Consider the following 25,513-nt stretch of genomic DNA (forward strand, 5'->3'; position numbering starts at 1 on the left):
TGAAGGCCGTGTCGCCCAACATTGGCGTCGGCGTGTTCCCAGCATTGAAGGCAGAGGTGTTCGTCGCGCCCACTGGTGGCGGCGGCACTTCAGCACAGTGGAAGCAGCGCCGCGCGGGGCCGGCGCGGTGGCGAGATAACCAGGGGCCCCTGTTGAGCGTGGTGGAGAGCACGCGGCCGCTCTGTAATTCCCGGTCGGTGATCTATCGCCATGCGGTGGGTACCGCGACGAGGCGTGGCCGCCCTGATCCGAATAGGCAATTCATCGGCGGGTGCGGCGAGCGGCGACCAGGACGGTCAGGACGCCGTAGACACCGCCGGCGACGAGGCTGCCGGCCAACCAGGAGAAGTCGGTGTTGCCCAGCGCTTTCGCCATCGGTCCTTGCATGGCGGGAACCATCCCGTACTGCCAGGACCAGCCGGCGAGCAGTCCGGCGGCGACGCTCACCAGGGCGCACGCATTGAACTTCCCGTAGATCGATGTCGTGCCGTCGCGGTAGAGGTCGGGGATCGAGAGGGCACGACGACGTACCAGGAAGTAGTCGACGAGCAGGATGGACATCCAGGGGCTGATCCACATCAGGATCGACACCATCCAGTTGTCGAAGGCATGCGCGAAACTCGACGAGTCGATGAAAACGGCCAGTACCGCGGAGGCCACCACGCCGGCGAACAGAGTGACCTTCCATCGGGCGACACGGATGCCGATGGTCAGCGCGGCCAGCGAGCACGAGTACAGATTGAGGATGTTGGTGGCGATCGGGCCGTGCATGATCAGCAGCAGTACCGGGACGGCGAGCACGCCGAAGGTGCTGACTACGAGAGTGGACGGGTCGGCGCTACCGCCTGCGCTCGCGAGGCAGGCGCCGAGCGCGGCGAGCCAGACGGTGGGCAGGTACATACCGGCCGCCGATGCCCAGAACACGGTTCTGGCGGGCAGCTTCGGCCGAGCGAATCGGCTGTAGTCCGCGGCGTACGGGATCCAGGTGAGGCCCCAGCCGACGCCGATGGCGGTGACGAGTTGCGTGATCGCGGTGAGCTTCCCACCGGGCGTCGCGGCCGGAGCGGCGGTCCAGTCCAGGTGCGTGCGGGCGAGTGCCACCACGGTCATCGCCACCATCACCGCGATGGTGAGGGGGACGGTGTACTTCTCGAACGTGCGGATCGCGTAGAACCCGTACAGCGCAAGCGCGAGCTGAACCATCATGATGACCGCCGCGACAACGACCTCGAGCTCCATGCCGCCCCGGATACCGATCTGCTCGAGCACGGCGAGTACGAGATCGAGCACGACCCAGGTGTTCACTCCCACCCACGCCATGGTCAGCAGGCCTTGGACGACCGCGGGCAGCACGGCTCCGGTGATGCCGAACGCCGAACGTCCCAGCACCATCTGATTGACGGCGGTGCGGTGGCCGATGACATTGAACAGGCCGAATACCGCGCAGCCGAAGAGATTCCCGACCGTGACGACGATCAGCGTTTCGATCAGGCTGAGCCCGAGTGCGATCCCGAGTGCGCCGAGCACCCAGTTGATGGGAGCGATATTCGCGCCGCACCAGATCCAGAACAGTTCCCAGGAAGAGCAGTCCCGCTCCCGGTCGGGAATGGGGAGTACACCGTGCGCGTCGAAGCGGACGCCGGTGTCGCCGATATCCGGGTCGGCGCTCGCCGTGGTTGTGGTGCCGGGCAGTTGCGGGGATGACATGACTTCCCTCTTTCGGTAGTGATTCATCTCATAACAGCACCGCTCGGCACGAGAGAGGAATGTGTATTCATCTAGCGATGTCCGTCTGCTGTGTACATTTCTATAGGTGTTGACCATTGGGCGACTTGTTGCCGATCCAGCGCTGGGGCTGCGGGTGATGACGCCGCAACTCACTGAGCAACTGGCGGCGGAAATCCGCTGGCTGCACACCACGGAACTGCCCGATCCGTCGCGATACGTCCGGCCCGGCGAGCTGGTGCTGACCAACGGCCTGTGGTTGCCGCACGTTTCGTCGGAGCGGTTCGTCGACGCGGTCGCGCGGGCGGGTGCCATCGGGTTGGTGTTCGGGCTGACGGCGCAGACCCCGGCACTTCCCGAAGAACTCGCCGCGCTGTGTGTTTCGCGCGGGCTGCCACTGGTCGAACTGTGCATCGGGGTGCCGTTCGCCGCGCTCACTCGGGCCGCTGCCCGGATCCAGAACGAGGTGCTGCAGGCGGAACTGACCGCGACCGTGCACCGCGGGGACGCGCTGGCCACCGCGCTGTCGCGGGGCAGCGGCGCGGCGGGGGTCCTCGAAATCCTGCGTGGCGAAACGGAACTGCCGCTGCTGGTCGTTGATCGCAAGGGGCGCTGTCTGGCCAGTATCGGCTGCGAACCGACCGGGGAGCAGGTCCGCCTCGCCGCCGCGGCGCTCAACCGCACGCCACCGCCGATAGAGGTCGATCTGCTGGGGTCGGGGCCGTCCGCGCTCTACCTCGTCGAGGGCGTGATGGGGGAGGTCGACGCCGGGCTGTATTGCCTGGAACCGGCCACGAAACTGGCCGCCGCCGATCGGGAAGCGCTCGCCCAGGCGGCTCGATTCCTGAGTCTGGAGGTCACCAAACAGCAGGCAGTGCACGCCATCGAGGCGCGCTTCGCGGCCGAGCTGCTCGAGATGATCCTCTCCGGGCCGCGGCGCAGCGGTGAGGTGAGTCAGCGGCTGCGCGCCTACGGGGTGCCGTCGGACCAGCCGCTCGGCGTGTTCGCGCTGGCACCGGTATCCCCGTCCGGAAGCCCCGACCTGCCGCCCGACGACATCGCCGACGCGGTCGGCGCGTTCTTCGCCACGCACGGCATACCGGTGTTCACCGCGGCGGGAAGCCGGGACGTGGTGGCCGTCTGCCCGTGGGAGCACACCCCGCAGGAGCTGACGCGTTTCGCCCGCGAACTCTCGGCGGAAGTCGGGAGGCGAGTGCCGGCCGCTGCACGGATCGTCATCGGGCTCGGCGAGATCGCCACCGCCGCAGCCGCCTTGCGGGAACCGCTGGTGCGTGCCAGAGAAGTCTGCCAAGTGCTGCGCGGGCAGGACGGCCGGGACACGGCCTCTTTCGCCGATATCGCGACCTTCCGGATGCTGCTGGGCCTGCTCGACGAACAAGTGCTGCACCGGTTCACCGATCAGGTGCTCGGCATCATCCGCGAGCACGACACTCGTGCACACACCGAACTCGAACACACCCTGCGAACTTTTCTCCGCCATGACGGGCAATGGGGTGTGACGGCCGCAGCACTGCATGTGCACGTCAACACCCTGCGCAACCGCATGGCTCGGATCACCGAGTTGACCGGCCGCAACGTCAATCGGCTGGAGGACACCGTCGACCTGTTCCTGGCCTTGGCCGCCGAGTCTGTCGGACCGGGCACCGATCGCACCCGGCTACGCGGTGACCGGCCGGCGCGAAATCAGTTCGGATACACAGCCGGATCCACGTCGTAGCTCGGTAGCGCGCGACGCGCAGTTCCCACGTCCTCGCGGGCCCGGGCAGCTACATCGCGACAGCGCGCGAAGGTCACATCCCCACACTCCTTGGCATACGAGATGAGGTTGCGCAGCGCCATCATCCGGCCCGGCCGCCCGGTGAGGAACGGGTGCATACACACGTTGAACAAACAGCCGTAATGCCGCATCCCGTCGAGTTCGGCGCGCCACATCTGCTCGACCTTGATCGGTGATTCGATGACCGAGCCGATCCGCGGCTCGGGAAGATACGCGTACTGCTCCCAATCGTCGAGCGACCAATGCACCGGCAGCTCCACCACCGGCGGGTGCGTGCCCTCGACCAGATACGGCCGGTCGTCACCCATCAGCGACGAGTCGTAGGCCAGCCCGTATTCGGCGACCAGACCGATGGTTTCGTGGCTGGCGCTCCACATCGCCGCACGATGTCCGGCGATGTCGATGCCCTGTGCGGCGAAAACATCCAATGCGCGGACGAAATCCGCGCGTTCGGCACCGGGTGGCAACGAAGTGGGCGCGCGGTGACTGTAGGAGTGGTGCGCGACCTCGTGCCCGCGGTCGACGATCGAACGGGCCAGGCCCGGACGCTGCTCGGCGACCCAGCCCGGCACGAAGAACGTTGCGGCAACGGCCATCTCATCGAGCAGATCGAGGATCCGCGGCACGCCGACATCCGGGCCGTAGGACTGGTGTGACATCACCATGGGATGGTCGGCGTAGTGACGCCCTTCCGCGAGGATGGGCGTCTCCGCGTCGACATCGAAGGTGAGTGTCGCCACGGCGGCCGCGCCGCGGGTCCAGTCGCTTTCGCTCATTGGTCGGTTCGCGCGCGCCATGCCGCGGCACTGTCCAGGGTGGCCATGGGATGGAGCATCTCATGGTCGAACGGAGCCAACGGCGCCCCCGTCTCGACCCGGCGCGGCAGGTCCGGATTCGCCAGCGCGCCCTGACCGAGGGACAGGACATCGGCGTGCCCGCCGGTCAAGACATCGGCGGCCTGGGGGAGCGCGTGCATGCCTCCATTGGCGATGACCGGACGGCCGGACACCTCACGGGCCAGCTGCGTGATGGTCGAGCCGCTCGGGAAACGCGCGGTCTCGAGGAAATTCCTACCCTCACTGGCGATATGCAGGTAGGTCGCGTCGGACAGGGCCGCGAAGACGACCCGCGCGTCGGCATCGGCGCCGGGCCAGCGGTAGGTGAAGTCGTTGACCTTGGTCTGCGACAGCCGCACACCGATGGGGAAATCACCGAGCGCCGCACGCACGGCCTGCAGTACGCGCACGGTCAGGCGGATCCGATTCTCCACCGAACCGCCGTATTCGTCGGTGCGCTGGTTGGTGTAGTCGGTGAGGAACTGGTCGAGCAGATAGCCGTTGGCCGCGTGAATCTCGACCCCGTCGAAACCCGCCGACCTGGCGTTCTCGGCGGCGGCGGCGTATCCGGCGATGACATCGTCGATATCGCGCGCGGTCATTTCCCGGGGCGCGTTCCACGCTCCGCCCGCGCCGCCGTAGTCGGCCATCATCTGCCCGCGCGGCACAACGGCCGACGGTCCAATGGTCTCGAAGCCATAGGCGTTGCCCTGCGAGATGGCACCGGCGTGCATCAGTTGCGCGACGATCGGGCTCCCGGCACCGTGTACGGCATCCACTACCGCGCGCCATCCGGCGATGTGCCGGTCGGTGACCAAGCCGGGCTGATTGAAATAGCCTTGGCTGTGGGCGGCATCCGGGTAGATGCCCTCGGTGATGATCAAGCCGAATCCACCCGCCGCGTACTCGCGGTAGTACTCGGTCATCTGCGTGGTCGGCGTGCCGTCGGGTTCGGCGGAGATGCGGGTCATCGGTGCGACGGCGAACCGGTTGCGCAACCTCAGCGAGTCGAGGCCGAACGGCTCGAGCGCGGGATGGGCCAGTTCGAGTTCAGTGGTGCTCATCGGTGTTCTCCTCGATGGTGGTCGGGGGCAAAATGGTCAGGGCCAGCGGGGTGGGTCCGACACCGTTGATGACGTTGTGGTCCTGCGGACAGGACGAGACGACGACGAGGCAGTCCATGTCCGCGCGGAAGGTGATCGAATCCCCGGGCGCGGTGGCGGCCGCGAGCCAGGACAGCTCCCCGTCCGCGGCGACGGGGATGCGCATGAAGACGTTGATCGGCTGCGGAATGAACGGCAGCGGCGGGTGGCCGAGGTCGGCCATCGCCTGCCGCAGATTGTCCGCGCAGCTGGCATGATCCGGATCGCCGTATGCCGCATAGCGTTCCGGATCGCAGGCGGCGATCAACATGTCGTGCCGACCAGGGGATGTGTCGGCCAGGTAGGTGAGGATAGGGCGCCGCCGGTTGGTCACGAAGGATTCGCCCAACGCGGGGAACAGGCGGCTGATGTGGGTGCGGGTGTGCGAGGCGCTGTGGTGCTCGGTGACGTCCTCGATGTTGTAGGCGAATACATCGCCCACTTGGCCGCCCGCGACGTCGGTGATCCGTAAGCGCTCGCCTTTGCGCAAGGTCACCGACCGGGCCTGCCTGGCCGGTATGGTCACCGGCTCCGGGTAGCTCAACGCTGTCATGCCACTCAGTCAACAGAACTGTAGCGGCCGGGGGAATGGATATATACACACTCCTGGGGTCCTTAGGTAGATGTTCGCACATACCCGTATCGATGCCTGCGCGATAGCGTGTGCTCAATGAGTTCCGGACCGAGCATCTGGAGTACCTACCCATGACTACCGCCATCGCAATGGCGCGGGCCCTCGCGAGCGGCGCGACCACGTCGGCGCAGCTGGTTACCGCAGCGGTCGACCGTGCTCGGCAACCTGATTCGGCCGCGGTAATGATTGCCGTCACCGGCGAACGTGCCCGCTACCAGGCCGAGGCGTCCGACCGCCGCGCCTTGCGCGGCGCGCGCCGCAGCAGGCTCGACGGAGTCCCCATCGTGTGGAAGGACGTATTCGACGTCCAAGGCACCGTCACGACCTGTGGCTCGGCCAGCCACCTCCACGATGAACCCGCCGCTGTGGACAGCCACCTCGTGCGGCGCCTGCACGACAGCGGACTTGTCACCATCGGCAAAACCAATCTCAGCGAGTTCGCCTTCTCGGGACTAGGGATCAATCTCTGCTTCGGTACGCCCGTCAACCCCGTCGACCCGGAGCTGATCCCGGGCGGATCGTCGTCGGGTTCCGCGGTCGCGGTCGCGCGCGGAATCGTTCCACTGGCGATCGGGACCGACACCTCCGGATCCGTGCGCGTGCCCGCGGCTCTGTGCGGCATCGTCGGATATCGCGCCAGCCCCGGTAGATATGGCCCCCACGACTTCGCGCCGCTGTCGGCGACACTCGACAGCGTCGGTGTGTTCGCGACCACCGTGGAGGACCTCGCCGCTCTCGACCGTGTGCTCGTCCCCGCCGGGCGCGGCGGTAGCAGGCTGCTACCGCCGCGGTTCGTCGTCCCTGCGGGCGAATGGTCCGAAGACATCGCGCCGGAGATATCCGACGAGTTCGACCACGCGGTCGCCGAACTCCGCGCCGCAGGCGCTGACGTTCAGATCCGTCCGGTGCCTTCGCTGTCGAACGCCCAGAACCTGATGGACGGCAACGGAACGATCGTTGGCGCCGAGGCCTTCCTCCTGCATCGCCACCGGCTCGACTCGACGATGCCGATCGAACTCGCCACCCGGCGCAGACTCGCAAACAACACGCATACAGGTGATTCGATCGGCCCTGTTTACGCCGCGATGGCGGCCTTGCGTGCGGAGTTCGCCGCCGACCTCGGTGCCGCCACGCTCCTGTGCCCCACCGTGCGCCGCATCCCACCGGGCACGGCCGACCTGCAATCCGACCCGGATCGGTACGACAGCGCAAACACCGCCGTTCTGCGCACCACCATGGTGCTCAGCTACCTCGGCAGTTGCGGCATCACCCTGCCCGCGCCTGCCGTGCGGCCCGGGCCTCGCGCCGGTATCCTGCTCTCCCGACCGTCCAACGACGATGTAGCCCTTGTGGACTGCGCGGCCTGGGTGCAGCGGGTCGTGAACTCGGCCGGACCGCTGATCGCCCACTGAGCGAGACGTCGCCGTTCGATCTCGGCGGCCGGGCCGTTCGCCCCGGCGCGCGACGATGGTGCCGCGTGGCCAGTCTGCTGTCGGGATCGCGGTCGTTCCTGCCGCCGGGGCGCACCGCGACATCCCGATCGCGAACATCCGGCGAATTCTCTTTTTCGCGCGCACTGGCCCCGCGTCACCATCGCGTGGTCGGACCGAAATGGCACCGGAGAGCGAGAAACATAGGCGCGCAACACAATCCATCACTCACCATTATCGACATGACATCACCGCGGTCGTCGACGCGCTGATCTTGGAGGTCTCGAATTCGGGTCGATGTCGATGCCGCCTCTACCGGTGTTCACCGGCCGCCTCGCGCGCTGATCCCTGATATGTCAGCGGCTTGCTTCGTACCGGATCGACGAGCCACCGAAGGGTGGCACATAAAAGGGCGGCACACCAGTTGCGAGGAACGGATTCGGCTGGCAGGCTAACTCTCAGCAGGCAACTGGACGCATGTCCCGCTGTCTGCTTGGCGGAGAGAGATTTTGATGAGCACTGATGTCGTCTTCTGGACGGACGAAGTACTGGCTGCACGTGTTGGGCCAGGTAATTTCCGTGATGTTGCCGGTACGCCTTTCACCGCGGTGAAAGGAACGTTCACATGGACTACGTCTCGTTAACCAGCGGTGACGTCCGACGTCTGAAGGTCGCACCTCGACGGAAGACGGCGTCAACCAGGGAAATCGCGTCGGCCGCCGGAGCCTCGCGGACCACAGTGCGCTGCGGGTGGCGCCCGCAGCGCGCCGATGCGTCGCCGTGCGGCACCGAGCTCGGCCGAATGCCGCTGCGAGTGTTGAAGATTTCCGCATCCGATTCGGTCGAACGACAATCGATGGCCGACAGTCTGCCGATCCACCGCATGTCCGCGGTAGCCGAATCGGCCGGACACTCCGCAGAGAACAGGCGATCGCCGGCCGACTCCAGTCGCCGCCTCGTCACCGACACCTGACCGAACGATTTCGGTAACTCACCAGGCCCGCGTCGCTCCTTGCCGCCGGGCTTCTTTGTCAACCCCGAAATACCCTGGATGTGAAACGTGGACAAAGGCACCGGCGATTCGTCCGACCGCATGTTGGAGTACCTGAAGAAGGTCACCGTCGAGCTCCTCACGACTCGCGACGATCTGACCCAGTTGCGGGAACGCATCGACGAGCCGATCGCGATCGTCGGTATGAGCTGCCGCTACCCGGGTGGCGTCGAGTCGCCGGGACAGCTGTGGGACCTGGTCGCGTCCGGTGCGGACGCCGTCGGCGAATTTCCGCTGGATCGGGGTTGGGACGTCGAGGGGTTGTTCGATCCCGATCCCGACCGGTTCGGGAAGGTGTACACGCGGGAGGGCGGCTTCCTGCGCGATGTCGGCGATTTCGACGCGGGGTTCTTCGGGATCGGTCCGCGTGAGGCGGCGGCGATGGATCCGCAGCAGCGGTTGTTGCTGGAGGCGTCGTGGGAAGCGCTGGAGGACGCGGGTATTGATCCGTTGTCGTTGCGGGGTAGCGACACCGGCGTCATCGCGGGGGTGATGTACGAGGACTACGAGCACAAGACGAGGGCTGCGGGGCCGGTCTACGAGGGGTACGCGGGCGTCGGCTCGGCGGGCAGCGTCGTGTCGGGCCGGGTGGCGTACACGTTGGGTCTGGAAGGCCCTGCGGTGACGGTGGATACGGCGTGTTCGTCGTCGCTGGTCGCGATCCATCTGGCCTGCCAGGCATTGCGGCGCGGCGAGACCTCGCTCGTGTTGGCCGGCGGTGTGACTGTGATGTCGACGCCGTATTTGTTCATCGAGTTCTCGCGGCAGCGTGGTCTGTCGCCGGACGGTCGATGCAAGTCCTTCTCCGCGGCGGCCGATGGTGTCGGCTGGGCCGAGGGTGTCGGTGTGCTGGTGTTGGAGCGGTTGTCGGATGCGCGGCGGCTCGGTCACAACGTGCTGGCTGTTGTTCGGGGTTCGGCGGTGAATCAGGATGGTGCGTCGAATGGTTTGACCGCGCCGAATGGTCCGTCGCAGGAGCGGGTGATCGCGGCGGCGCTGGCCGCCGCCGGATTGGCCCCTGCCGATGTGGATGTGGTGGAAGCGCACGGGACGGGTACGTCCCTGGGTGATCCGATCGAGGCACAGGCGCTGATCGCGGCATATGGGCAGGGCCGTGCCGAACCGATCCGGATCGGATCGTTGAAGTCGAATATCGGGCATTCGCAGGCGGCCGCGGGTGCGGCCGGGGTCATCAAGATCGTGCAGGCACTGCGGAACGAGGTGCTGCCGAAGACGTTGCATGTGGATGCGCCATCGCCGCATGTGGATTGGTCGGCGGGGTCGGTGCGTTTGCTGACCGAGGCGGAACCGTGGCCCGCGGGGGAGCGGGTTCGTCGGGCGGGAGTTTCCTCGTTCGGTATCAGTGGCACCAATGCGCATGTGATCGTCGAGGAAGCACCAGCGCTGGTCGGCGGGTCAGCCGAAGGTGCCCCCACCGGCGACCCGGTTGCGTCGACATCGCCTGACGAATCCGAAACCGTCGCGGTAGATGTGGTGCCGTTGGTGGTGTCGGCCAAGTCCGCCGAAGGGCTGCGCGGCCAGGCGAATCGGTTGCGGCAGTGGCTGATCGACCATTCGGACGCGGACCTGTGGAGTGTGGCGTCGTCGCTGATCGATAGCAGGGCGCAGTGGGACTTGCGTGGTGCGGTAGTCGGCCGCGATCGAGAGCAACTTATCGCAGGGTTGGCCGACCTGGCGTCGGGTGCGGTGTCGTCCGGTCCGACTGTCGGGGGTCGGACGGCATTCGCGTTCACGGGTCAGGGTGCCCAGCGGGTCGGGATGGGGGCGGAGCTGTATGCGGCGTTCCCGGTGTTCGCGGCGGCGTTGGACGAGGTCTGCGCCGAGTTCGATCGGCACCTCGGTGGGACCGATCGGGCATCCGTTGACCACTCCTCGACGAGCTCCGCGGTGTCCTTGCGGCAGGTGATGTTTACCGATCCCGACGGTGTGCTGGATCGGACGGAGTTCACTCAGCCCGCGCTGTTCGCGTTCGAGGTGGCGATGTTCCGGCTCGTCGAGTCGTTCGGCATCACCCCGGATGTGTTGATCGGGCATTCGATCGGCGAGTTGGCCGCCGCGTATGTGGCAGGGGTGTGGTCGCTTGCGGACGCGTGCGCGTTGGTGGCGGCGCGTGGCCGTTTGATGGGTGCGTTGCCGGAGGGTGGCGCGATGCTCGCGGTGGCGGTGACCGAGCAGCGTGCAGTGGACATCGTGGCGGAGTACGGGGATCGGTTGTCGATCGCGGCCGTGAACGGTCCCGCGTCGGTGGTGTTGTCGGGTGATGTGGACGCCGTCGAAGTGGCGGAGCGCGGGCTGGCCGAGGCGGGAGTCAAGACATCGCGACTGCGGGTCAGCCACGCGTTCCATTCCGCGCGGATGGAACCTATGCTGGCCGAATTCCGCTTCATTGCTTCGGGTTTGACGTATCGAATGCCGATCGTTCCGATGATGTCGAATGTCTCGGGCGCTGTGGTCGGGGTCGAGGTGACCGATCCGGGGTACTGGGTCGAGCAGGTGCGCGGGTGCGTGCGGTTCGCGCCCGGCGTCGACGCTCTCGTCGCGTCAGGGGTGCGGCGGTTCGTCGAGGTGGGCCCGGACGCGGTACTGACTTCGATGACTCGCCAGTGCCTGGCCGAACACCCGGATGCCGAGGCGGACTCGGTGGTGGTCGCCGCGTCTCGACGCTCGGTCGACGAGGTGACGCAGTGCGTGATGTTGCTGGGGCAGGCGCACACCGCCGGTGTCGACGTGGACTGGCGGCCGATGTTCGCGGGCCGGTCACTACAGCGGGTGTCGTTGCCCACGTACGCGTTCCAGCGTCAGAGGTACTGGTTGGAGCCACTCGTCACTAACGCGTCGGTCGGGTCATCGGATCATCCGATCTTGACCGGCGTGGTGTCGTTGGCAGGCAAGGACGAATGGCTGTTCACCGGACGGGTGTCGTTGCTGACCCACCCGTGGTTGGCCGATCACGCGGTTTTCGGCTCGGTGTTGCTGCCCGGGACCGGTTTTATGGAACTCGCCTCGACGGCGGGCACGCGGCTCGGTGTCGACTTCGTCGAGGAACTGCTGCTGGAAGCGCCGCTGCTGCTCGAGGCAGGCACTGCGGTCGACATTCAGCTCGGTGTCGAGCCCGCCGACGGGGCGGCCCGCCGCCGGTTCGTGATCCACTCGCGTGCCGTTGCCGACGGGAATCCCGATGCGGGCGAATGGGTGTCGCATGCCAATGGGGTGTTGGCTCCGGCCGCGGAGAGCGTTCCCGCGTGGGTCGAGCCGGACTGGTACGGGTCGGCTGCGACCGAACAGTGGCCGCCCGCCGGTGCCGAGCCGGTGCCGACCGACGGCCTCTACGAGCAATTGGCGGACTTGGGGCTCGGCTACGGCCCCGCGTTCCAGGGCGTCACGTCGGTCTGGCGCGACGGCGACGATCTGCTCGCCGACGTGTCGCTCGCGGCCGAAACCGTCGATCAGACACCGGGGTTCGGCATTCATCCCGCGTTGTTGGACGCCGCATTCCACGCGGCGATCGGGGGGCTGGCGCAGGACATGTCGTCAGGTCGGTTGCCGTTGCCGTTCTCCTTCGCCGGGACTCGGGTGTACCGCGCCGGGGTGACGGCCGCCCGAGTTCGGCTTGTGCGGTGGGGAGCCGGGCGGATACGGGTCCTCGCTGTCGACGACACCGGGGCCCCGGTGCTGAGTCTCGATTCGCTCGTTGCCCGCCCCGTGGATGCCAAGGTGCTCAACAGCGGGGCCGGTCGGCGGGCGTCGCTGTCGGATGTCGAATGGGTGCCGGTGTCGTCGGGGTCGACCGGGGTGGTTGCGTCGGTCGCGCTGCTCGGCGGCGCGAGTGTCGCGGGCGTCGAGCGCCGGAGCGCGGCGCTCACCGAGCTGCTCGACGACGCGGGGGCGCCAGAGATCGTCGTCTGGTCGCCTGCCGGTGACGATTCGACCGATGGTGGTGTTTCGAGCGACTCGCAAGCCGTCGCGGGCGGCGAGGTGACAGCGCGGACGCACCAGTGGGTGCGGTCGGCGCTGGAGCTGTTGCAGACGTGGCAGGCCGAGGCGCGGTTGAGTGATTCGCGACTGGTGGTGCTGACGCGTGGAGCGATGAGCGTGTCGGGCGAGTCGCCGGATGTGGCCGCCGCGGCGGTGTGGGGCTTGGTGCGCAGTGCGCAGGTCGAGCATCCGGGCCGGTTCGTGCTCGTCGACCTGGGCGTCGAGGAGAACGCGACGGTCGAGGTGATTGCCGCGGCGGTGAGTTCGGACGAACCGCAGCTGGCCGTGCGCAGTGGCGGCCTGCGGGTCGCGCGACTGCGGCGGCAGGTGGGCTCGGCCGTGGCAGACGCGTCGTCCTTCGGCGCCGGCGCGGTATTGATCACCGGTGGCACCAGCGGTCTCGGCGCCGAGCTGGCCCGCCACCTCGTCGCCGCGCACCGTGCGCGGCGACTGGTGTTGGCGTCGCGGCGCGGTGCGGGCGCCGACGGTGTTGCCGAGCTGGTGAGCGAGCTGACGGCAGCGGGCGCGCAGGTGCGCGTCGCGGCCTGCGACGTGGGCGATCGTGCGGCGGTGGCGGCGCTGCTCGCGGAATTGCCCGACGAGTTCGCGCCGAGCGCGATCATCCATTCGGCGGGCGTGCTCGACGACGGCACCATCGAGACCTTGACCGCCGAGCAGCTGGACCGGGTGCTGGCGTCGAAGGCGGACGCGGCGTGGCATCTGCACGAATTGACCAGCGACCGTGATCTTTCGGCGTTCGTCCTGTTCTCGTCGGTCGCGGGCGTGGTGGGCAACCCCGGGCAGGGCAACTATGCCGCGGCGAACGCATTCCTCGACGCGCTGGCATCGCGGCGCAGGGCGGCGGGCTTGCCCGCGGTGTCGATCGCGTGGGGATCGTGGAACCAGAACATCGGCATGACCAGCGGACTGGGAACCGCGGCGATGGCGAGAATGAGTCGCCTCGGCGTGCGTCCGTTGGAGACGGCGGATGGCTTGGCGCTGTTCGATCGCGCGGTCGTCGCGGCAGCACCGGTGGTGGTCGCGACGGAGTTCGACACCGAGGCGCTGGCGGTGCAGGCGCGCGAGGGGGCCTTGCCCCGGATGTTGCATTCGATCGTCACGGTGCCGGTGCGCCGCGCCGCGGACACGGGCGGGACATTGGCGCGCCGGCTGGCCGCCGCCCCGGCCGAGGAACGCGCGACGATCGTGCTCGACGTTGTTCGTGAGCAGGTCGCAGGCGCGCTCGGTCACATTTCCGGCGACGCCATCGATCCCACCGCGCCGTTCACCGAGCTCGGCTTCGATTCCCTTGCCGGAGTGGAGTTCCGCAATCGGCTCGCCAAGGCCACCGGAGTGCAGCTGCCGTCGACGCTGGTGTTCGACTACCCCACCGCGGCTGCGGTGGCGACGTTCGTGCGGTCGCATGTCGGTGATCAGGAGGAAGCGGACACCGGCCGTGCCGTCGCCCGCGTGCCGCGTCGGGTCCGTACCGATGAACCGATCGCGATCGTGGGGATGAGCTGCCGGTACCCCGGCGGGATCACCTCACCGGAGGGTTTGTGGGAGGTGGTCGCGTCCGGAACGGACGCGATCGGCGAGTTCCCGACCGATCGCGGCTGGGATCTGGATCGGCTGTTCAATCCCGATCCCGATCACTCCGGCACCTCCTACCTGCGACGCGGCGGATTCCTTTCCGATATCGCGGGTTTCGACGCGGGGTTCTTCGGGATCGGTCCGCGTGAGGCGGCGGCGATGGATCCGCAGCAGCGGTTGTTGCTGGAGGCGTCGTGGGAAGCGCTGGAGGACGCGGGTATTGATCCGTTGTCGTTGCGGGGTAGCGACACCGGAGTGGTCACCGGCGTCTCGTATCAGGACTACGAGGAGATCGCCAAGGCGGCCGGTTCGGTCGCCGAGGGGTATGTCGGCACCGGCTCGACGAGCAGTGTGCTCTCGGGGCGAGTGGCCTACACCTTGGGGTTGGAGGGTCCTGCGGTCACCGTGGACACGGCGTGTTCGTCGTCACTGGTCGCGATCCATCTGGCCTGCCAGGCCCTGCGTCAAGGGGAGACCTCTCTGGTCTTGGCAAGTGGTGCTCAGGTGATGTCGACGCCGTTCATGTTCATCGAGTTCTCGCGGCAGCGTGGGCTGTCGCGTGATGGTCGGTGCAAGGCGTTCTCGGCCGCGGCCGATGGTGTCGGCTGGGCCGAGGGTGTCGGTGTGCTGGTGTTGGAGCGGTTGTCGGACGCGCGGCGGCTCGGTCACAACGTGCTGGCTGTTGTTCGGGGTTCGGCGGTGAATCAGGATGGTGCGTCGAATGGTTTGACCGCGCCGAATGGTCCGTCGCAGGAGCGGGTGATCGCGGCGGCGCTGGCCGCCGCCGGGCTCGATCCCACCGATGTGGATGTGGTGGAGGCGCACGGGACCGGGACACCGTTGGGTGATCCGATCGAGGCGCAGGCCTTGATCTCCGCGTACGGGCAGGGCCGCGCGGAGCCATTGTGGGTCGGCTCGTTGAAGTCGAATATCGGGCATTCGCAGGCGGCCGCGGGTGCCGGTGGGGTCATCAAGATCGTGCAGGCGTTGCGGCACCAGATGTTGCCGAAGACGTTGCATGTGGATGCATTGTCGCCGCATGTGGACTGGTCGGCGGGATCGGTGCGCTTGCTGACCGAACAACGGCCGTGGCCTGCGTCAGTGGAGCGGGTGCGTCGGGCGGGTGTGTCGTCGTTCGGTATCAGTGGCACGAACGCTCACATCATCCTCGAGGAAGCGCCCGCGGGCCAGCAGCGCGCGACCGAGCCGGTCGCGGCCGCCACGCCGCCGGTGGCTGCGGGAATGGTGCCGGTGGCTGCGGGCACAGTGCCGGTGGCCGCGGGCATGGTGCCACTGTTGGTATCGGCGAAATCCGAGGCGGGACTTCGGGGGCAGGCCGCTCGACTGCGTGCGTGGCTGTCAGTGCACCCGGAAGCGGACCTGGTCGATGTGGCCCGTTCGTTGCTGACGACGCGGGCCCGATTCGATCGGCGCGGGGCCGTTGTCGCGGGCGACCGGGACGCCATGCTGGCGGGCCTCGCGGACCTGGCCGCGGGCACGGCGGCGCCAGGCGTGACCGATGGCACGCCGGTCGGCGGCAAGATCGCGTTCCTGTTCACCGGACAGGGCGCGCAGCGGATCGGTATGGGCGCCGGGCTGTACGCGGCGTTCCCGGTCTTCGCCTCGGCGTTCGACGAGCTGTGCGCCGAGTTCGACCGGCTGCTGGAGCCCTCGTCGCCCGGCGTCACGCTCAAAGACATCGTCTTCGGTACTGCGGGCGAAGAGCTGCTGCACCGGACGGAGTACACCCAGCCCGCGCTCTTCGCTTATGAGGCAGCGCTGTTACGGCTCGTGGAGTCGTTCGGGATCACCCCCGACGTGCTCATCGGGCATTCCATCGGCGAGCTGGTCGCCGCGTACGCGGCCGGGATGTGGTCGGTGGCCGACGCCTGCGCGCTTGTTGTCGCGCGGGGACGCTTGATGGGCGCACTGCCCGACGGCGGCGCGATGCTGGCCGCCGCGATCCCGGAAGCGCGGGCGCTCGGAGCCATCGCCGGGTTCCGTGGCCGGCTATCGATCGCAGCGGTGAACGGGCCGTCCTCGATCGTGATATCCGGTGCCGAGGATGCCATCAGGGAACTGGAACCACAGCTGGCCGCCGACGGGATCAAGACATCGCGGTTGCGGGTCAGCCATGCTTTCCATTCGGCATTGATGGAACCGATGTTGCCGGAGTTCGAGGCCGTGGCCGCGGGAGTGACCTACGGTCGGTCGTTGTTGCCGGTGATATCGAACGTGTTCGGCGTGGTGGGCGGCGAGGCTTTCGCCGATCCCGGGTACTGGGTCGGTCACGTGCGCGACACCGTCCGCTACGCCCACGGCGTCGATGCCCTGGTGGATATGGGTGTCCGGCGGTTCCTGGAATTGGGACCTGACGCCGTGCTGACGGCGATGACCAGGCAGTGCCTGCCCGAGGATGTCGATTCGCGGTCGGTGGTCGCGGCCGCCGGACGGCGCGGCGCCGACGAGGTGACGCAGTTCCTCACGTTCCTCGCGGACGCCCACAACGCCGGCATCGAGGTGGACTGGGAGCCGTTGCTCGCCGACCGGGCCGCAGTACGGGTTCCGTTGCCGACGTACGCGTTCCAGCGTCGGCGGTACTGGCTGGAGGTGGTGCGTCCGGTAGCCGCGGGCAATATCGACCATCCGATCCTGCTGGATGCGGTGCCGGTGGCGGGCAAGGACGAGTGGTTGTTCACCGGCCAGCTTTCCGACGCCCGTCATCCGTGGATCGCCGAGCATGTGGTGTTCGGTACCGCGGTGGTGCCCGCGACCACCTACCTGGAGCTGGCGTCGGCGATCGGTGCGCGGCTCGAGCTGCGGACCGTCGAAGAGATGCGGTTGGACATTCCACTGGCACTCGGGGAGCACGCCGTCGATCTGCAGGTCGCTGTCGGCGAGATCGAACCGGATGCGCGACGACGCTTCACCATCTACTCCCGGGCCCAGCACCTCGACGATGCCGATGCGTGGGTTCCGCACGCTAGCGGGGTATTGGCCGCCGCCGACGCGACGGCGGACGCCGAGACCGGATGGGACCAGACATGGCCGCCCGTGGGTGCGGTACGGCTCGACGAGCAGGTGCTGTATCAGCGGGTCGCGGAGCTCGGCATGGAATACGGCCCGGCGTTCCGTGGGGTGCGCACGATGTGGCGGCGCGGCGACGAGATGTTCGCCGAGGTCTCGTTGGACGCGACAACGGCCGGTCAGGCACCGGGTTACGGGATTCATCCCGTGTTGTTCGACGCCTGTCTGCACCCTGCTCTCGACTTCGTCATGGACGACATCCCTGAGGGCCGGATCCCATTGCCGGTGTCGATCGGCGGTCTGCGCCTGGCGCGGACGGGGTCGGGGCCGGTCCGGCTCCGTGCGGTGATGCTCGGCGGTAACCGCATGCGGATGGACGTGGTGGACGCGGCGGGCGGGCCGGTTTTGAGCGCGGAGTCCGTGGTGATGCATCCGGTGGAGCGGCGCACGGTGGAACGGGTTCGGTCGAGCTCGGCATCGGTGCCGCTGTACGGCGTGGAGTGGGTGCCGGTCGCGGCGGGGTCAACCGAGCCTGCCGGGACGTTGGCGATGTTCGGCGGGAATGTGGCCGGGATCGATCATCGATTCGCTCAGCCGCACGACCTGGCCGATACCGACGCGGTCGCTGACGCGCTCGTCTGGGTGGTCGGCGACCACGAATCCGACGGCGTGAATGTGGCCGAAGCGGGTCGCGGGACGGTCGCGGAAACGCTCGACCTGTTGCGGTCGTGGCTGGCGGACTCTCGGGTGGCTCGGTCGCGGCTGGTCGTGGTCACCCGTAACGCGCTCGGGCTACCGGGCGAGTCGCCTGATCCGGTGTCCGCGGCTGTCGCGGGGCTGGTGCGCAGCGTGCAGGCCGAGCATCCGGGTCGGATCGTGCTACTCGACCGCGACGACGAGATCGACGCAGACACGGTGTCGGCGGCGCTGGCCGCGGATGAGCCGCAGGTCGCGGTGCGTGGCGGCCGGTTGTCGGCGCCGCGGTTGCGCAAGGAACCGGTGTCGCCGAGTGTGGGCCCGGTGTCGTTCGGGGCCGGGACGGTGCTGGTGACCGGAGGAACCAGCGGACTCGGTGCGCTCGTCGCGCGCCATCTGGCCGCCGAGCACGGGGTGCGCAGGCTGCTGTTGGTATCGCGACGTGGTCGCGACGCCGATGGCGTGCCCGAGCTGGTCGCGGAACTGGTGGCGCTGGGCGCCGAAGTGGACGTCGCCGCGTGCGATATCGCGGATCGCAGCGCCGTCGAGGCGATGCTCGCCGAGATTCCCGCGCAGTCGCCATTGTCTGCTGTCGTCCACGCCGCGGGTGTGGTGGATGACGGCACCGTCGAGACGTTGACTGCCGAACAGTTGGATCGGGTGATGCGTCCGAAGGTGGACGGGGCGTGGTTGTTGCACGAATCGACGCGGGATTCGAATCTTGCGGCGTTCGTGGTGTTTTCGTCGGTCGCGGGGCTGGCCGGTTCGCCGGGACAGGGCAATTACGCGGCGGCGAACGCTTTCGCCGATGCGGTCGTTCGACTGCGGCGGGCGGCCGAGCTGCCCGGGGTCTCGGTGGCATGGGGTCCGTGGAACGCGAACACCGGCATGACCGGCGAGCTCGGTGCGGCCGGTTTGGAGCGGTTGCGGCGGTTGGGTTTCCGCGCACTCGCCGACACGACCGGGCTGGCCTTGTTCGACGCGGCGGTCACCGCCGACGCGGCGCTGGTGGTCGGCGCGGAATTCGATGCGGCGGGACTTGCGGAGCAGGCCGCGGCGGGAGCACTGCCGAAGGTGCTGAGTTCGCTGGTTTCGGCGCAAACCAGGTCGCCCGGAAACGTCGGGTCGCTGGTGGGGCGGCTGGCGTCGGTGTCGGCCGCCGAACGCGACGAAGTGGCGCTCGAGGTGGTGCGGGAGCAGGCGGCTGCGGTACTCGGGCATGCCTCGGCCGAGGCGATCGAGTCGGAGGCTGCCTTCACCGAGTTGGGCTTCGACTCGCTGGCCGGTGTGGAATTCCGGAATCGGCTCGCCAAGGCCACCGGCCTGTCGCTGCCATCGACCCTCGTCTTCGACCACCCCACCGCTCGGGCGGTGGCGGCGTTCCTGGTGTCCCGGATCGGCGATACCCCTGTCGCGCAACGACGCCCGAGCAGAACCCTGCGCCGGACGCGGACGGACGAGCCGATCGCCATCGTCGGAATGAGCTGCCGTTATCCCGGCGGCGTCGCGTCCCCCGAACAGCTCTGGGATCTGGTGGCCGCCGGTAGGGACGCGATCACGCCCTTCCCCTCGGACCGGGGCTGGGACCTCGAGCGGCTGATCAACCCGGACCCCGACGAACCAGGCACCACCTATGTCCGGGAAGGCGGATTCCTCACCGCGGCAGGTGCTTTCGACGCCGGGTTCTTCGGTATCAGTCCACGCGAGGCGACGGCAATGGATCCGCAGCAGCGGCTGATGCTCGAAGCCGCCTGGGAGGCATTGGAAGACGCGGGCATCGATCCGACGTCGCTGCGCGGCAGCGATACCGGGGTGTTCGTCGGCGCCACCCCGTCCGGTTACGCCGAGCGGGTGGTCGGCGAACACGAAGGTTTCCGGATGACCGGGAACTCCGACAGCGTCACCTCGGGCCGGGTCGCCTACGTGTTCGGTTTGCAGGGACCTGCCATCACGGTGGACACGGCGTGCTCGTCGTCGCTGGTTGCGCTGCACCTGGCGTGCCAGGCACTGCGCAACGGGGAGACCTCGCTGGTGCTCGCGGGCGGTGTCACGATCTCGGGAAGCCCGGAACTGTACGTGGACTTCGCCCGGCAGCGGGGTCTGGCGCCCGATGGGCGCTGCAAATCCTTCTCCGACGGTGCCGACGGTGTCGGCTGGTCGGAGGGCGTCGGCGTGCTCGCCATCGAGCGGTTGTCGGATGCGCAGCGGTTGGGGCACACCGTGCTTGCCGTGATTCGTGGTTCGGCGGTGAATCAAGACGGTGCTTCCAACGGTTTGACCGCGCCGAACGGGCCGTCGCAGGAACGGGTGATCGAGGCGGCGTTGGCGGTCGCCGGGCTGGATCCCACCGACATCGATGCGGTCGAGGCGCACGGGACCGGCACACCGTTGGGTGATCCGATCGAGGCGCAGGCCTTGATCGCCACCTATGGGCAAGGGCGTACCGAACCGGTCCGGATCGGATCGTTGAAGTCGAATATCGGGCACGCGGTCGCGGCTTCCGGCGTCGGTGGCGTTATCAAGATGGTCCAGGCGTTGCGGCACCAGATGTTGCCGAAGACGCTGCATGTGAATACACCGTCGCCACATGTGGATTGGTCGGCGGGGTCGGTACGTTTGCTGACGGAGGCGGAGCCGTGGCCCGCGGGGGAGCGGGTGCGTCGGGCGGGTGTGTCCTCGTTCGGTATCAGTGGCACGAATGCGCATGTGATCGTGGAGGAAGCGCCCGTGCCCATGCGGGAGGAGCGGTCCTCGACCGAGATCCCGACGCCCTCGCACGAGGGCGTGGTCGCGTGGCTGGTGTCGGCGAAATCCCAGGCTGGTCTGCGGGCTCAGGCGGACCGATTGCGGGCGTGGTTGGTCGATCATCCGGATGCCGATGCGCCGAGCATCGCGCGGTCGTTGCTCGAAACGCGTGCACAACTGGAATGGCGCGGCGCGGTCGTCGGCCGTGACCGGGAGCAGTTGCTTGCCGATCTGGCGGAGCTGGCGGCGGGTGCGTCGTCCTCCGGCGTGGTGGAAGGAACGGTCGGGTCAGGGAAGACGGCGTTCGTATTCACCGGCCAGGGCGCGCAGCGGATCGGGATGGGGACTGAGCTGTATGCGGCGTTCCCCGTCTTCGCGGCCGCCTTGGACGAGGTGTGCGTCGAATTCGATCGGCACCTCGGCCAGGCCGTCCAGTCATCCGACCAAAACCCGTCGACGAGCCACGCGCTGTCCTTGCGGCAGGTGATGTTTACCGATCCCGACGGTGTGCTGGATCGGACGGAGTTCACTCAGCCCGCGCTGTTCGCGTTCGAGGTGGCGATGTTCCGGCTCGTCGAGTCGTTCGGCATCACCCCGGATGTGTTGATCGGGCATTCGATCGGCGAATTGGTTGCCGCGTATGTGGCAGGGGTGTGGTCGCTTGCGGACGCGTGCGCGTTGGTGGCGGCGCGTGGCCGTTTGATGGGTGCGTTGCCGGAGGGCGGCGCGATGCTCGCGGTCGCGCTGCCGGAAGCCGAGGCGGCGCAGCTGCTCACCGGCTTCGGAGACCGGGCGTCGGTCGCGGCCGTGAACGGTCCGGATGCCGTGGTGATCTCCGGTGACGCGGACGCCGTCGACGAGGTGGAGCGGACATTGTCGGCGCAGGGCCGCAAGACGACGCGCTTGCGGGTCAGTCACGCGTTCCATTCCGCGCGAATGGAACCCATGCTCGCGCAGTTCCGTGCCGTCGCGCAGGAAGTGACCTACCGGGATCCGTTGCTGCCGATCGTGTCGAACGTGACCGGTGCGGTGGGCGAGGCATTCACCGATCCCGAGTACTGGGTCGGGCAGGTGCGTGCCGCGGTCCGCTTCGCGCCGGGGATCGGGTCGCTCGCCGACACCGGCGTGCGCCGATTCCTCGAAATCGGACCCGACGCGGTACTCACGGCGATGACTCGCCGATGTGTGAGCGATGACGGCGATGTCCCGGCCGGATGGCTGGTCGCCGCTGCGAGTCGTCGCGTCGGCGATGAGGTCAGTCGCTTCGTGACATTCCTCGCGCAGGCGCATATCGCCGGCATCGGGGTGGACTGGCAGTCGTTGTTCGCGGGGCGCTCGGTGAGTCGAGTCCCGCTGCCGACTTACGCATTCCAGCACCAGCGGTACTGGCTGGCGGCCGCGGTCGACACCGGCGATGTCCGGACTTCCGGTCTGGACGACGTCGAGCATCCACTGTTGAGTGCGGCGGTCTGGCTGCCCGACTCCGATGGCGTGGTGTTGACGGGTCGATTGTCGTTGTCGAGCCACCCGTGGTTGGCCGATCACATGATCGGCGGGACGGTATTGCTGCCGGGCACGGCGTTCGCGGAACTGGCCTTGCATATCGGGGCGATGACCGACAGTCGCCGACTTGCCGAACTGGTGGTGACCGCGCCCCTTGCGGTGCCCGCCGAGGGCGCCGTCGAGCTGCGGGTGGTTGCGGACGGACCCGATGACACCGGCGCACGCCTCGTTTCGGTGTATTCGCGTCCGCAACGCGACGGCGCGCCGGACCGGGCGCAGTGGATTCGCCACGCGACGGGAACTCTTGTCGCACCGGCATCACCGACCGCGAGCACCGCGACGGCGATGGCGGCGAGCTGGCCGCCCGCGGGCGCGGTCGGGGTGGATATCGGCGGCATGTACGCGGAGCTGGCCGAGCGCGGTTACGGGCACGGGCCGTTGTTCCAAGGGTTGACCGCGCTGTGGAAGCGTGGCGGCGAGGTCTTCGCAGAGGTGAATCTGCCGGAGCAGCAACATTCGTCGGCCGGTCGATTCGGGGTGCATCCTGCGCTGTTGGACGCGGCACTGCACGCGATTCGCTTCACCGGGTTGACCGGAGTGCCTGCCGACGGCGAGATTTTCGTGCCCTATTCGTGGGAAAACGTGGATCTGCACGCCGTCGGAGCCACGACGGCACGGGTCAGATTGGCTGCCGCCGAGTCGGGTCCGACGGGACCGGACAACCATCGGATCACGGTGACGCTCGCCGACTCGCACGGGGAGCCTGTCTTCGAGGTCGCGGCGTTGACCATGCGTCCGATCCCGATCGACACTCTGCGCGCCGCAGGTGCTTCCGAGCTGAGCCACGCCGCCTACCAGCTCCGCTGGGTTCCGGTGCCGACACCGAAACCGAGCGATCTCGTCGCCGGCGCGCGCTGGGCGAGCACCGACGACGGCGAGACGGTGACGGTCGACGGCAGGCCGGTGGCCGTGATTCGACTCGCGGACTCGCCGATCGATGCGGACGTGCCGGGTGCGCTGCACGCTCGGCTCGTCGACATCGCAGCGCAGGTGACCGAACGCCTGACCCAGCAGGAACGGATCGTCGTCGTCACCAGAAACGCGGTTGCCCTCGAAGCCGGTGCGTCGGTGGATCTCGTCGGCGCCGCGGTGTGGGGTCTGCTGCGCAGCGGTCAGCACGAGAACCCCGGCCGCATCGCGATCGTCGATGTGGACGGCGGGGACGACTACCGCGGTGGCGTCGCGGCGGCTGTGGCCATCGCGGACGAAGCTCAGCTGGTGCTGCGCGATGGTGTCGCCTACACACCGCGGTTGAGTCGCGGTGGCGTGGACGCGGGCAAGCTCGTCGCGTCACGACCGGACGCCACCGTGTTGATCACCGGAGGAACCGGCGGATTGGGCGCGCTGGCGGCCAGGCATCTGGTCGTCGAGCACGGGGTGCGGCGGCTGCTGCTGGCCAGTCGGCGGGGCATGGCCGCGCCGGGCGCCGCGGAGCTCGCGGCGGAATTGGCCGCGCTCGGCGCGCATGTCGACGTGGTCGCCTGCGATGTGACCGAACGCGCGGCACTCGACGAGCTGCTCTCGACCATCCCACAGGAGCATCCGCTGACCGGTGTCGTGCACACCGCAGGTGTGCTGGCCGACGGTCTGCTTGCCGATATGACCGCGCAGCGGCTCGCCGCGGTCTTGCGGCCCAAGGCCGACGCGGCGTGGCATCTGCACGAGGCCACCAAGGACCTCGACCTGTCGATGTTCGTGCTCTACTCCTCGTTCGCGGGGACGATCGGCGGCCCCGGCCAGGCCAACTACGCGGCGGCGAACGCGTTCCTCGACGCGGTCGCCGAACACCGGCACCACCACGGCCTGCCCGCGACCTCCATCGCGTGGGGTCCGTGGCGTGCGACCAGCGGTATGACCAGCACCCTCACCGCGGCCGATATCGCGCGGCTGCGTCGAGAAGGGGCGATCCCCCTCGACGACGACTACGGGATGTCGCTGTTCGACGCCGCCCTGGCCTCCGGTCTGCCGACGAGCATCGGCGTACGTCTCGATATGGCGGCACTCACCGCGCAGGCCGCGGCAGGTGCACTGCCCAGGATGCTCAGCTCCTTGGTCACCGCGGCGCCGCGCCGCGCGACCAGTGTGCGGTCGTTGGCGCAGCAGCTGGCCGCGGCACCGGAGATCGACCGGGCGGACGTTGTGCTCGCGACGGTTGTCGAACATGTCGCCGCGAGTCTCGGACATAAATCCGGGGACATGATCGATCCGGGTGCGCCGTTCACGGAGCTGGGTTTCGACTCGCTGGCGGGCGTCGAGTTCCGCAACCGGCTGGCCAAGGCGACGGGCTTGGTCTTGCCGTCCACCCTGGTCTTCGACCATCCCACCGCTGCGGGACTGGCCGACTATCTGTGTTCGCGGATCCCCGAGATCTTGCCGACCACGGTAGACGCGGTGGACGCACCCACCGTGGCGCCCGGGAAAACCGGGACAGCGCCACGGACCCGCGGCGGGCTCACCGAGCTGGTCCTTGCCGCCCATCGACGCGGGAGTGTCGAGGCCGCGGTACCGATGCTGTTGGAAAGCGCCAAGCTCGTCGACACGTTCCCCAGCGGCACCGAGTTGCTGGTTCAGCCCGCGCCGATCCCGCTGAGCAGGGGCACCTCCCGGCTCTCGCTGATCTGCGTTCCTTCGTTCGTGGTCGGCACCGGACCGCAGCAGTTCGGCGGACTGGCGCGCGAACTCGGCGCGGACCGCACGATCGCCGCCCTGCGTCTGCCGGGTACCCAACTGGGCGAACCGCTGCCCGAATCGTGGGACGTGCTGCTGGATTACCTGGCGGCGGCCGTTGCGGGCGCCGACAACCTCCGCCCGGTTGTTCTCCTCGGTTATTCGGCGGGCGGCGCGATCGCGCATGCGCTGGCGCATCGACTGGAGCAGACCGGGCGTGGGCCTGCAGCGGTGATCCTGCTCGACACGTATTCACCCGACGACGCCGAGCAGAATCGCCAGGTTCTGGTGACCGCGATCGGCTCTGTGCTCGACCTCGGCGACGAGGTCACCGAGATCGGTGATCACGGCCTGGTCGCGATGGCGAAGTATGCGCAGCTGTTCGACAAACGGCAACCCGTGTCGATCACCGCGCCGACGTTCGACCTGCGGGCGGCGACGCAGTTGCCCGGCCTCGATCTCGCCGAGCCGGTGCCCACATGGATGCACACCGGAAAGACGGCCGAAATCGACGCAGACCACTTCTCGATCATCGGCACGGAATCCGCCGCCGCCGCGGACGAGATACGGCGCTGGCTGGCTGAGGAGCTGGGCGAGGCCCAACCGTAGC

General features: G+C 68.2%; 7 protein-coding genes. 3 read left to right on the forward strand and 4 right to left on the reverse strand.

The features are described from left to right. Positions 1-261 precede the first annotated feature (261 nt). Complete coding sequence (locus AB0M74_RS11490) at positions 262-1,707, reverse strand: cytosine permease (RefSeq protein WP_364904979.1); 1,446 nt, start codon at positions 1,705-1,707, stop codon at positions 262-264. 106 nt (positions 1,708-1,813) lie between these two features. Here AB0M74_RS11490 and AB0M74_RS11495 point away from each other — a divergent pair, with 106 nt between their 5' ends. After that, positions 1,814-3,463 carry a PucR family transcriptional regulator ligand-binding domain-containing protein gene (locus AB0M74_RS11495; protein ID WP_364904982.1) on the forward strand — a complete coding sequence of 550 codons (1,650 nt, stop codon included), beginning with the start codon at positions 1,814-1,816 and terminating at the stop codon, positions 3,461-3,463. Here AB0M74_RS11495 and AB0M74_RS11500 read toward each other — a convergent pair. Genes AB0M74_RS11500 through AB0M74_RS11510 form a run of 3 tightly spaced genes read right to left on the reverse strand, consistent with a single transcriptional unit; the run spans position 3,430 to position 6,054 of the window. Further along, positions 3,430-4,299 (reverse strand): polysaccharide deacetylase, encoded by an 870-nt coding sequence (locus AB0M74_RS11500; protein ID WP_364904984.1) that lies wholly within the window; start codon positions 4,297-4,299, stop codon positions 3,430-3,432. The two genes, AB0M74_RS11495 and AB0M74_RS11500, sit on opposite strands and share 34 nt — an antisense overlap. Beyond that, positions 4,296-5,423 (reverse strand): NADH:flavin oxidoreductase, encoded by a 1,128-nt coding sequence (locus tag AB0M74_RS11505; RefSeq protein ID WP_364904987.1) that lies wholly within the window; start codon positions 5,421-5,423, stop codon positions 4,296-4,298. The genes AB0M74_RS11500 and AB0M74_RS11505 overlap by 4 nt, the downstream gene beginning before the upstream one ends. Continuing rightward, complete coding sequence (locus AB0M74_RS11510; RefSeq protein ID WP_364904990.1) at positions 5,410-6,054, reverse strand: urea carboxylase-associated family protein; 645 nt, start codon at positions 6,052-6,054, stop codon at positions 5,410-5,412. Before AB0M74_RS11510 ends, AB0M74_RS11505 begins: the two co-directional genes overlap by 14 nt. Before the next feature lie 152 nt (positions 6,055-6,206). On the opposite strand from AB0M74_RS11510, the gene AB0M74_RS11515 reads away from it, so the two are divergent. Beyond that, positions 6,207-7,547 (forward strand): amidase family protein, encoded by a 1,341-nt coding sequence (locus tag AB0M74_RS11515; protein WP_364904993.1) that lies wholly within the window; start codon positions 6,207-6,209, stop codon positions 7,545-7,547. Between the two features lie 1,078 nt (positions 7,548-8,625). Then, positions 8,626-25,512 (forward strand): type I polyketide synthase, encoded by a 16,887-nt coding sequence (locus tag AB0M74_RS11520; RefSeq protein ID WP_364904996.1) that lies wholly within the window; start codon positions 8,626-8,628, stop codon positions 25,510-25,512. Position 25,513 lies beyond the last annotated feature (1 nt).

This window comes from Nocardia sp. NPDC051463 (assembly GCF_040681975.1).
In the GTDB taxonomy this organism is placed as follows: Bacteria; Actinomycetota; Actinomycetes; order Mycobacteriales; family Mycobacteriaceae; genus Nocardia.

Excerpts from the sequence above, each read along its gene's own strand:
- AB0M74_RS11490 (WP_364904979.1), bottom strand. The coding sequence starts at position 1,707 with ATGTCATCCCCGCAACTGCCCGGCACCACAACCACGGCGAGCGCCGAC.
- AB0M74_RS11500 (WP_364904984.1), bottom strand. The coding sequence starts at position 4,299 with ATGAGCGAAAGCGACTGGACCCGCGGCGCGGCCGCCGTGGCGACACTC.
- AB0M74_RS11505 (WP_364904987.1), bottom strand. The coding sequence starts at position 5,423 with ATGAGCACCACTGAACTCGAACTGGCCCATCCCGCGCTCGAGCCGTTC.
- AB0M74_RS11510 (WP_364904990.1), bottom strand. The coding sequence starts at position 6,054 with ATGACAGCGTTGAGCTACCCGGAGCCGGTGACCATACCGGCCAGGCAG.
- AB0M74_RS11515 (WP_364904993.1), top strand. The coding sequence starts at position 6,207 with ATGACTACCGCCATCGCAATGGCGCGGGCCCTCGCGAGCGGCGCGACC.